Here is a 10,971-nt window from a genome sequence, read left to right on the forward strand (position 1 = left end):
ATCACTTCACCTTTTGCTTTGACCATGTTAAAGGGCCAACATCTTTATATCGTGGTGCATTATATTTCACTCTTCTAACTATCATAAGGACAATTCCAGCAACTATAAGCACGACAGACATCAGTTGAGCAACACGTATGTCTCCAGTGAGCATTAAACTATCTGTGCGCAAACCTTCTACAAAGAATCTACCTATAGAATACCAGATAAGATATAGCGCGAAAGTATCACCTATACGTAAGTGTTTTCTTAATGAGATTAATATAACAAATCCTAGAATATCCCATATAGATTCGTATAAAAACGTCGGTTGGTAGTATTGGCCATCAATATACATATTATTAATAATAAAGTCCGGTATATGGATATTTTCTAAAAATGATTTAGACACAGGTCCACCATGAGCTTCATGATTCATAAAGTTACCCCATCGACCAATACCTTGTCCTAAAATCAAACTTGGCGCAATCACATCACCAATTTGAAATGGATTGATATTTTTTTGTTTACACACGAAAATACCTGTGATAAAACCACCAATTAGACCACCGTGGATAGCGATACCACCATACCAAATCATTGGTATTTCTATTGGATGTTGTGCATAGTATGGCCATTGAAAAATAACAAAATAGATTCTGGCTGCGATAAAACCAAAAATCGCACTCCAAAAGATGATATCAATCAATATATCTTTATCAAAACCTATGCGTTTAACACTTTCTTGAGCGATAAAATATCCTAATAGTATACCTGCGGCGATGATAATGCCATACCAATGAACCGAAATAGGACCAAGCTCAAATGCGATTGGATCAATATAATTCAATAACATCATTGATTCTCCTTATTGTTGCTACCGTTACGCATAATTTCAGCATTTAAGCGTTCATTGAATTCTTCTGCAGTGTTAATGCCCATAATATTAAGTCTGTAGTTCATCGCTGCAACTTCAATAATCACTGCTACGTTACGACCTGGTCTAACCGGTATTGTCTTTTTAGTAATCTCAGTATCTAAGATGCGCAATGTTTCCTCATTCAAGCCAACACGGTCATACAATTTATCTTTATGCCAATTTTCCAAATGAATATTTAAACGTAAACGCTTTTCAGTCAAAATGGAACCTGCACCAAACAGTGTCATGACATTAATAATACCTAACCCTCTAATTTCTAATAAATGCTCTATTAATTTAGGTGGCCTACCAATCAATTCATCTTTACTTATTTCTCTAATTTCTACGTTGTCATCCGCGACAAGTCTGTGACCACGCTTGATTAATTCAAGTGCTGTTTCACTTTTACCAATACCTGAGTCTCCTGTTATAAGCACACCGACACCATACACATCTACCAACACACCGTGCAATGAAGTTGTTCTTGCCAGCTCATGTTCTAAGAAAGTCGTTAAACGACTCATTAATTGCGTTGTTGCAACTGTTGATGTGATAAGCGGTGTATCAAACTCTTTAGCTGATGCTACAAGCTCTTCTGGCGGTTCTAAATCTCTTGTCACAATAATGGCTGGTGTTTCTGGCCGGCATAATTTTTTCATACGTCCTTTGCGCTCTTCATCAGGTAGTAGGTTATAAAATGACAACTCTGTTGTCCCTAACAATTGAATGCGGTCGGATGCATAGTGAGAAAAATATCCAGCCATTTCTAATCCTGGTCTTGATATATCTGTGTTTTTTATTTGTTTATTTAAGCCTGACTCTCCAGCTATAAGCTCAAGGTTAAAGCGTTCAATTAAACTCTTTGTTGTTAACATAGGTTCACCTCTATTAATATTTCTCCTGAAATTACATATGTCATTATCATATCAAAAAGGACTGATAATCTATATAAAAAAGTACAGAAGTCCAAAATAAATCCCATCGTAAACATCATACCTTATATTATTTATGAATGAAATTACTGTTACTGATTTAAACATTTAATTTATTTTAAATCATTGCGTTGACCACCCAACATGTCTAAATAAATTAAAATATTAGATATCAAAAAATACTCCATACATTCTGACATATGATGATGTCTACTTGTATGGAGTAAATAATATTTTATATGTTATTACAAAGTTTGTTCAATATAACGTTATACTTGAACAGTATCTCTTTCTAAAACTGGTTTTAAATATTGACCAGTATAGCTGCCCTTCACTTTTGCGATATCTTCTGGTGTGCCTGTTGCAACAATTGTGCCACCACCATCACCGCCTTCTGGACCTAAATCAATAATGTGATCAGCCATTTTTATAACGTCTAAATTGTGCTCAATGATAACAACTGTGTCACCATTATCAACCAATTTATTTAGTACTTTTAATAATCGACTAATATCATCAACATGCAAACCAGTGGTTGGTTCATCTAGGATATAGATAGAACGACCTGTAGAGCGTTTATGCAATTCTGAAGCAAGTTTAACACGTTGTGCTTCACCACCAGATAATGTCGTAGCCGGTTGTCCTAAAGTAACATAACCTAAACCAACATCAACTAGTGTTTTCAATTTACGATGTATTTTAGGCACATTTTCAAAAAAGTTTGTTGCTTCTTCGGCAGTCATAGCCAAGACATCTGCAATGTTTTGACCTTTGTATGTTACTTCAAGCGTTTCACGATTGTATCTAGTACCACCACAAACTTCACAAGGCACATAAACATCTGGTAAAAAGTGCATTTCTATTTTAATGATACCGTCACCTTTACACGCTTCACAACGACCACCTTTAACATTAAAACTAAAGCGGCCTTTAGAATAACCTCTCACTTTTGCTTCATTCGTTTGTGCAAAAATATCTCGTATATTATCAAAAACACCAGTATAGGTTGCTGGATTAGAACGTGGGGTTCTACCAATCGGTGATTGATCAATATCAATAATACGATCAAGTTGGTCTATACCGTTAATTTCATCATAATCTCCTGGTTTGACTTTAGATTTATTAATCTTCTTAGCTAATGACTTATACAATACTTCATTGACTAATGTACTTTTACCAGAACCAGACACACCTGTAACAACATTCATCGTTGAAAGCGGAAAATCTACACTAACATCTTTCAAATTATTACTACGTGCACCTTTAACACTAATCTTTCTATCCGTAACTTCACGACGTGATTCTGGCACCTCAATTTTTTTCTTACCACTCAAATATTGACCTGTTAATGAATTTGTATTTGCCATAACTTGTTTAGGCGTACCACTAGCAACAATTTCACCACCGTGTTCACCAGCACCTGGTCCTACGTCTACTAAGTAATCTGCAGCACGCATCGTATCATCATCATGTTCAACAACGATTAAAGTGTTACCTAGATCGCGCATTTCTTTTAATGTGCTAATTAACCGATCATTATCACGTTGATGCAAGCCTATAGAAGGTTCATCTAAAACATATAATACACCAGAAAGCCTAGAACCAATCTGAGTTGCCAAACGTATGCGTTGCGCCTCACCACCTGATAAAGAGCCAGATGCACGATTTAAGGTTAAGTACTCTAAACCTACGTTATATAAAAATTCTAATCTCGAATTAATCTCTTTTAGAATTTGATTGGCAATTTTTCTGTCTTGTTCTGACAATGTGATATGTTCATAGTTATATAATGCATCTTTAATTGAACGTTCTACCACTTCACCAATGTTTTTCCCATCCACATATACTGATAAGGCTTCACGGCTTAATCGTTTACCGTGGCAAGTTTCACAAGTGAGTTCTGTCATGTATTTGCTCATCATTTCTCTTACAAGTTCTGAAGGAGAATCATGATAACGTCTATTGATATTATTAATCACACCTTCAAACGCCATTGTACGTTTTCTCGTTTGGCCATTTCGTTGCTTGAATGTAAATTCAATTTCTTTATCTTTGGAACCATAAAGAATAATATCCTTTTGACGTTCAGTTAATTTTTTGAATGGTTTGTCCATATTTATTTTATAGACTTCACAAACACGATTTAATAATGTTGGATAAAAGTCTGAACTTGATGATTCCCAGGCAACGATTGCACCTTCATTCAATGATTTTTCTTTATCAGGAACGACTAAGTCTAAATCGACCATCAGTTTTTGTCCTAAACCATCACAAGTTGGACAAGCACCGAATGGGCTGTTAAAGCTAAACATTCGTGGTTCTAATTCTCCGATTGAGAATCCGCAAATGGGACAAGCATGATTTTCGGAAAATTTTAACTCATCGCCACCAATAATATCTACGATTAAGTTACCTTCAGCTAATTGCAACGCCGTTTCTATAGAATCTGCTAGACGTGTTTCAATACCTTCTTTGATTACAAGGCGATCTATGACAACTTCTATCGTATGATTCTTATTTTTATCTAAATTCGGCACTTCATTAACATCAGTAATTTCGCCATCAACACGCACACGTACATATCCCTTTTTACTAATATCATCAATTAATTTTTCGTGCGCACCTTTTCTATGAGTTACTACAGGCGCCAGTAATTGAATCTTACTACGCTCTTCAAGTTGTAAAACTTGATCGACCATTTGTTGCACAGTTTGAGATTCAATTTCGATACCATGATTTGGGCAAAATGGCTTCCCAACACGCGCATATAACAGACGAATATAATCATAAATTTCAGTAACTGTTGCAACTGTAGATCTTGGGTTTTTACTCGTTGTTTTTTGGTCTATTGAAATCGCAGGAGATAAACCTTCAATCGTATCGACATCTGGCTTGTCCATTTGTCCTAAAAACTGTCTTGCATAAGCACTTAATGACTCTACATATCTACGTTGACCTTCTGCATAAATCGTATCAAAAGCCAATGAAGATTTGCCTGATCCAGATAAACCTGTCATAACTATAAGTTTATTTTTAGGTATTTCAATATCAACATCTTTTAAATTATGGGCACGTGCCCCTTTAACTACAATGGATGGTTGTTTCATTTTCGTCACCCTTCTGCTTTTAATTCAAACAACATATCTCTGAGTTCAGTTGCTTTTTCAAAATCTAAGTCTTTAGCTGCTTGCTTCATTTCTTTTTCTATATTATCAATCGTTTTCTCACGCTCTTTTTTCGTCATTTTCTTAGGTACTTCCGTACGTTTTGCTTCGTTTGTTTCATCTGTTTCAACAGTAGCACTGATTACATCATGAATTTTTTTATTAATAGTAGTTGGTGTAATATTATACTTTTCATTATATGCTTGTTGAATCGATCTACGACGCTCTGTTTCATCAAGTGCATAGCGCATTGAATCCGTAATTTTATCACCATACATAATCACTTCACCACCACTATTACGGGCTGCACGACCTACTGTTTGGACAAGTGATCTCTGAGAGCGTAAGAAACCTTCTTTATCTGCATCTAAAATAACGACTAGTGATACTTCTGGTATATCAATACCCTCCCTTAATAAGTTAATACCAACGATCACATCGTAGGTACCCACACGTAAATCTCGAATAATTTCAATTCGCTCTAAAGTTTTAATTTCTGAATGTAAATAATTCACTTTAATGCCTGCTTCTTTCATATACGTGGTTAAGTCTTCACTCATCTTTTTAGTCAATGTCGTTACTAAAACACGTTCATTTCGTTCAATACGCGTTTGTATTTCGCCAAGCAGATCATCAATTTGATTTTCTGTAGGTCTCACTTCAATTTTAGGATCTAATAATCCTGTTGGACGAATGATTTGCTCCACCATTTCATCTGTATGTTCTAATTCATAAGGTCCTGGTGTAGCAGATACATATACGAGTTGTTTCGTTTTTTCTTCAAATTCTTCAAATTTTAACGGTCTATTGTCTAAAGCACTTGGTAGCCTAAATCCATGATCCACAAGTACTTGTTTACGCGCACGGTCACCATTATACATACCTCTAATTTGTGGTAATGTCACATGTGACTCATCAATCATCACAAGCCAGTCATCTCCAAAATAGTCAAGCAATGTATAAGGCGTGGAACCCATGGGTCTAAGTGTCAAATGTACAGAATAATTTTCAATACCTGAACAAAATCCCATCTCTCTCATCATTTCCAAATCATAATTCGTTCTTTGTTCTAAGCGCTGAGCTTCAAGCAATTTATTCTCAGAACGCAATTCTGATAATCGTTCTTCAAGTTCATTTTCAATACGTTGGATGGCAGATTTCATTTTTTCTTCTCGTGTAACGAAGTGAGAAGCTGGGAAAATAGCAAAATGATCGCGCTCTCTCAACACTTCTCCAGTTAAGTAATTAACCTCACGTATTCTATCTATTTCATCTCCGAAAAATTCAACGCGAATACACATTTCTTCACGAGAGGCAGGAAATATTTCTACAACATCTCCTCTAACTCGGAACGTACCACGTCTGAAATCTATATCATTTCTTGTGTATTGCACATCTACTAATTTTTTAAGTAACTCGCTTCTGTCCATTTCCATACCTACACGAACACTAACCACTAAGTCCCGATATTCTTCTGGATTACCTAAACCATAGATACAGCTCACACTAGCTATGATAATAACGTCATCTCTTTCAAATAGTGCACTTGTCGCAGAGTGACGCAATTGGTCAATTTCATCATTAATTGACGCATCTTTTTCAATAAATGTGTCAGTTGATGGTACATACGCCTCTGGTTGATAATAATCGTAGTAACTGACAAAATACTCGACTCTATTTTCAGGAAAGAATTCTTTAAATTCACTATATAATTGTCCTGCTAACGTTTTGTTATGGGCGATGATTAAAGTCGGTTTACCAACTTGTTGAATCACATTACTCATTGTAAATGTCTTACCTGTACCCGTAGCTCCAAGTAAAGTCTGATGTCTCTTACCCGCATTCACACCATCTACAATTTGTCGAATCGCTTCTGGTTGATCACCTTTAGGATCAAAATTCGATTGTAATTTAAATGGGTAGTGTTCCATAATGACACATGCCTCCTATTATATTTCTATCCGTTCGAACATAGTTTAAATATCTCATTTAATACGCGACTTACTATAGTGGCTGTAACTATATTTTACTTAAGTATACTATTAACAGTTTACATTTTAACAGATTTATTACCTTTAATACAAACATTTGTTCGCAAAAATGATATTTCACTAAATAAAAACAAACACAGTATAATACCATGTTTGTTTGCGTTCATAAATTTTTATTCAGATAAAATGAAGTTAAATAATTATATATCTTTCATCATGCTATTACAATTAAGTTGCTTAACGCTTAATACTTAATCATCTTCTTTTTTATGGAGTTCTAGTTGGTCAATAATTAAGTAACCTGCTAATAACGAAGCAACGTCTATAAAAATAATCCATTCATCATGAAAAAATCCTTTTTCAATTGAAGTACCTATTAAAATCAAAGTTAAAATCGTACCTACCCATTTACTTCTAGTCAGTACGCTAAACAATACGACAAGTATGCATGGAAAAAAAGATGCAAGTATATACCAGATCATTCATGTCACCCGTTCCTATTATTTAAAATAGACATCGTTGTTTCTCGTAATTCCGATTTCGGTATAAATCTCTCTGTAAGCATTTCAGGAATAATATTTTCTATAAAATCTTGTACTGAATTCAAATGATCAAATTGCATGATTGTTTCTAATGACATTTCGTATATTTCAAAAAATAGTGGTTCAGGATTACGTTTTTGAATTTCACCAAATGTTTCATATAACAAATCAATTTTATCAGCAACTGATAAGATTTGACCTTCTAACGAATCGTCTTTTCCTTCTTGCAGTCGCTCTCGGTATATGGATTGATATTGCTCTGGTATTTCTTCGTTTATAAAATGATCTACCATTTCTTCTTCTACTTGTGAGAATAATTTTTTTAATTCTCCACTCGCATATTTGACTGGCGTTTTAATATCCCCTGTAAAAATTTCGGCGAAATCATGGTTTAAGGCTTTTTCGTATAAGCTTTTCCAATCTACTTTATTGCCGTGATATTCTTCTACTGTACCTAAATACTGTGCAATTTTAGTCACTTTAAAAGAATGTGCAGCAACATTATGCTCAAAATATTTAAATTTCCCAGGCAATCGTATTAATTTTTCTAAGTCTGATAAACGTTTAAAATATTGATGTACTCCCATGATAGCGCCTCCTCATTTATTTAATGATTGATTATACTTGATTTTATAATATCATTCCATATGTAAAATGTCTTTTTAATGCCGTTAAATATCATCAAATCGTTCTAATTTTAAAATATAACTTACTTTTTTGTCTTTCAAGTTTTACTCATTTTACAAGATTCAAAAATAATAAGACTGTAATAAATTTTAGTGAAAATCATATTGAGTGTAAAAAATACTGATTCTGACACGTTTAGCCTGCACGCAGGGCCTCTAAAATAATAAGCCCGAGACATGTTTATGTCCCGGGCTATACATTAAGAATATTGTTACAATTTCAGATGAAACTGCTAGATATAAGTTTTTATTTTTTAATGAATATAATTATATTGTCCTGAATTGTAAATCGTTCTATAGGATTTTTGTCCCAAGCCTTGCATGTTCATCTCTGAAACTAAAATGGATCCATCACTGTTTTGACGTTCTACAATCCCTACATGACCATAATTTCCAGCGCTACTCTGTAAAATAGCACCTACTTCAGGTGTAGCATTAACCACATAACCATTTTGACGCGCAGCCGATGCCCAGTTATTAGCATTGCCCCATAAATTGCCTATAGATTTACCAAGTTGTTGACGTCTATCAAAAGCATAGTATGTACACTGCCCCCAAGCATAATAATTCTGCCCACCGGCTACATAGTGTTTTGATTGATAGCTATTATTGTGAAGGTTGTGACCATTTGAAGTGGTATTGCGCGCATCAACACTGTTATTTGACCAAGATTGCTGCTTTACTGGTATATAATCGTTCGCTAATCTTGTGAAAGCATTACTGTTTTCAGTTGTTACCCCTGTTGTGAATGGATCATTATTCGAGTCACTTTGTACGTATGCACTCTGTAGTTGGTTGTCTAAATGTGACGATCCTTTTTCAGAAACTGCAATGAGTTGCCCAGGATAAATTGTTTCAGTAATGAATGGATTTAATTGATAAAGTTCATTTAAACTGAGGTGATGTTTATTCGCAATACTTTGAAGTGTATCGCCTTCTTTAACTTCAACAATATCTTCGTCAGGTAATACAAGCGTTTGCCCAACCTTAACCGACTGCACAAATTCCATATGATTCAATGATTGTATCGTATGAGTCGTTGTTGCGAATGCATGCGCTATATTTGATAAATCCGTATCTTCTTTCACTGTATGTACTTGATCAGCTGACGCTAGACCATTCATTCCAAAAAACAGTGCTGCAGAAGTTACAGAAAAAGTTAAGCCTTTCTTCATGATGTATTTCAATCCTTTGCTGTCTAATTTTATTCAATATTTAATCAATCATAATATAGCATATTCTCTGAATACTTTTACCCTTGTTATCGTTTTGTAATGCAAAAGATATTTTTGAATGAATCCCCTTTTAACGCTTTAATCATAGCTTTCTTATCTTTATCACAATAGTTTTAATCACCTTTGAATATCTGTTAACTTTAACTGTAATATTTAAGTTTGTATTTTACATATAAATAGTAGTTTATCTAAAAATCACTGAAATAAATTAAGCAGTCGTTTCGTATGAACGTGTCAGTCTTGCCTACTTTATACTGCTATAAAAAATATGAGTAAGTTAGAAAACAATAAGTTATACATTGGTTTCTAGCTCACTCATAAAGTTATGAATAATAATTGTTCTATTTAAGTATTAATCTTTTTCTGAATGATTCAGATTCATTTGCTTGCGTAGATAAGCTTCGATAAACGGTCCTAAATCACCATCCATGACTGCATCGACTTTACCGGTTTCTTCGTTTGTTCTATGATCTTTAACCATTGCATATGGATGGAATACATAAGATCTAATTTGACTTCCCCAACCGATTTCTTTTTGTTCTCCACGGATTTCGGCCATTTCTTGTTCTTGTTCCTCAATTTTTAATTGATATAGTTTAGACTTCAATGTTTTCATTGCAGCCTCTCTGTTTTTGATCTGTGAACGTTCATTCTGGTTATTTACCACAATACCTGTTGGATGATGGGTAATTCTAATAGCAGATTCGGTTTTATTGATATGTTGACCACCTGCGCCCGAAGCTCTAAATGTATCAACAGTAATATCATCAGGATTGATTTCTACTTCTATTTCAGTGTTATTAAATTGTGGTATGACATCACATGAAGCAAAAGATGTATGTCGACGACCAGATGAATCAAACGGTGATATGCGTACGAGTCGATGTACACCTTTCTCGGCTTTTAAAAAACCATATGCATTATGACCTTTCACAATCATTGTTACACTTTTTACGCCCGCTTCATCTCCAGGTAAATAGTCTGCGATTTCAACTTTAAAGCCTTTTTGCTCACAGTAGCGTTGATACATTCTCAACAACATATTTGTCCAATCTTGTGATTCAGTACCACCTGCACCAGGATGCAATTCAATAATTGCATCATTCGCGTCATAAGGCCCATCTAACAATAATTGTAGTTCAAATTGGTTTAATTCGTTTTGAAAATGAGTGACGCTCGCTTCTAAATCGTCTTTCATCGACGTATCGTCTTCTTCTAACAATAATTCTCGTGTCGTTTCCATATCTTCTATATTTGCTTCTAAATCTCTGTACGCATTGACAACAGATTTTAAAGCATTATTTTTATCTATTACGTCTTGCGCTTTATCTTGATTATCCCAAAACGAAGGATCCGCCATCATTTCTTCGTATTCTTGTATGTTTGTCTCTTTTTCTTCTAAGTCAAAGAGACCCCCTAAGTTGTTCTAACTTTTCTTTATAAGCATCTAAATTACGCTTAATTTCAGATAATTCCATTATGCATCTCTCCTAAATTTTTCGAATGAAGTATAATTACTAAAT

The 10,971-nt window shown here is 34.4% G+C and carries 8 protein-coding genes; all 8 read right to left on the bottom strand.

Features of this window, described 5'->3' with window-relative positions:
- Position 1: 1 nt before the first annotated feature.
- The 8 genes from lgt to prfB all read right to left on the bottom strand — a co-directional run bounded on the left by lgt (position 2) and on the right by prfB (position 10,926).
- The gene (lgt, locus tag KA814_RS03040; protein ID WP_064209500.1) at positions 2-838 is read right to left on the bottom strand and encodes a prolipoprotein diacylglyceryl transferase; all 837 of its coding nucleotides are present in this window, start codon (positions 836-838) and stop codon (positions 2-4) included.
- Positions 835-1,773, bottom strand: a complete 939-nt coding sequence (gene hprK / locus KA814_RS03045; protein WP_046207434.1) for an HPr(Ser) kinase/phosphatase — start codon at positions 1,771-1,773, stop codon at positions 835-837. The genes lgt and hprK overlap by 4 nt, the downstream gene beginning before the upstream one ends.
- Before the next feature lie 326 nt (positions 1,774-2,099).
- The gene (uvrA, locus tag KA814_RS03050) at positions 2,100-4,937 is read right to left on the bottom strand and encodes an excinuclease ABC subunit UvrA (RefSeq protein WP_064209501.1); all 2,838 of its coding nucleotides are present in this window, start codon (positions 4,935-4,937) and stop codon (positions 2,100-2,102) included.
- A 5-nt stretch (positions 4,938-4,942) separates the two neighbouring features.
- Positions 4,943-6,928 (bottom strand): excinuclease ABC subunit UvrB, encoded by a 1,986-nt coding sequence (uvrB, locus tag KA814_RS03055; protein WP_176745312.1) that lies wholly within the window; start codon positions 6,926-6,928, stop codon positions 4,943-4,945.
- Between the two features lie 308 nt (positions 6,929-7,236).
- The gene (locus KA814_RS03060; RefSeq protein ID WP_019469490.1) at positions 7,237-7,467 is read right to left on the bottom strand and encodes a CsbA family protein; all 231 of its coding nucleotides are present in this window, start codon (positions 7,465-7,467) and stop codon (positions 7,237-7,239) included.
- Positions 7,468-7,472: 5 nt separating this feature from the next.
- Positions 7,473-8,114 carry a YfbR-like 5'-deoxynucleotidase gene (locus KA814_RS03065; RefSeq protein WP_019469491.1) on the bottom strand — a complete coding sequence of 214 codons (642 nt, stop codon included), beginning with the start codon at positions 8,112-8,114 and terminating at the stop codon, positions 7,473-7,475.
- Positions 8,115-8,467: 353 nt separating this feature from the next.
- On the bottom strand, positions 8,468-9,388 hold the full coding sequence (locus KA814_RS03070) for a COG3942 and LysM peptidoglycan-binding domain-containing protein (protein ID WP_064209502.1): 921 nt from the start codon (positions 9,386-9,388) through the stop codon (positions 8,468-8,470).
- Between the two features lie 412 nt (positions 9,389-9,800).
- A protein-coding gene (gene prfB, locus KA814_RS03075; protein ID WP_107360125.1) for a peptide chain release factor 2 occupies positions 9,801-10,926 on the bottom strand; the annotation gives its coding sequence in 2 pieces (ribosomal slippage) (positions 9,801-10,853 and positions 10,855-10,926; 1,125 coding nt in all).
- Positions 10,927-10,971: the final 45 nt, after the last annotated feature.

The organism is Staphylococcus sp. GDY8P196P, from assembly GCF_017891705.1.
Taxonomy (GTDB): domain Bacteria; phylum Bacillota; class Bacilli; order Staphylococcales; family Staphylococcaceae; genus Staphylococcus; species Staphylococcus ureilyticus.

Bases quoted from the DNA above. Each gene is read 5' to 3' on its own strand.
- lgt (WP_064209500.1), bottom strand. From the start codon at position 838: ATGATGTTATTGAATTATATTGATCCAATCGCATTTGAGCTTGGTCCT.
- hprK (WP_046207434.1), bottom strand. From the start codon at position 1,773: ATGTTAACAACAAAGAGTTTAATTGAACGCTTTAACCTTGAGCTTATA.
- uvrA (WP_064209501.1), bottom strand. From the start codon at position 4,937: ATGAAACAACCATCCATTGTAGTTAAAGGGGCACGTGCCCATAATTTA.
- KA814_RS03060 (WP_019469490.1), bottom strand. From the start codon at position 7,467: ATGATCTGGTATATACTTGCATCTTTTTTTCCATGCATACTTGTCGTA.
- KA814_RS03065 (WP_019469491.1), bottom strand. From the start codon at position 8,114: ATGGGAGTACATCAATATTTTAAACGTTTATCAGACTTAGAAAAATTA.
- KA814_RS03070 (WP_064209502.1), bottom strand. From the start codon at position 9,388: ATGAAGAAAGGCTTAACTTTTTCTGTAACTTCTGCAGCACTGTTTTTT.